The organism is Tamlana crocina (assembly GCF_012037625.1).
In genome coordinates this window covers 1-282 of the sequence record NZ_JAAVJS010000873.1, presented here as the reverse complement: position 1 = coordinate 282, position 282 = coordinate 1, and the positions used below count along the sequence as shown (strand labels likewise).

Here is a 282-nt window from a genome sequence, read left to right as displayed (position 1 = left end):
GCCTTTTCGCAAGGGTTTCGGTGATCTTAAGATGTACTTTGGGATGGGAAGAAAGCAGGTCCAGAAATTGCTCTTTTGACAACTGAAAGACTTCGGCATCTGAGATCGCTTCGGCATTTGCGGGGTACTTCACCTTTGCAAGCAGGGGAGGCTCGCCGAAACTCTGACCGATGGAAAAAATACCCTGGATAAATTCTTTCCCGTCTTCATTATAGTTGTTCATTTTTATCTCCCCCGAAGCGACCTGGTAAAAATTTACAGCCGATTCTCCTTCCCGAAAGA

The 282-nt window shown here is 46.1% G+C and carries 1 protein-coding gene; it reads right to left on the bottom strand.

Translation table 11 applies throughout. From position 1 onward, the window contains the following. Positions 1-223: Crp/Fnr family transcriptional regulator (locus HC176_RS19345; protein WP_245234978.1), on the bottom strand; the 223-nt coding region annotated here is incomplete at its 3' end. Positions 224-282: the final 59 nt, after the last annotated feature.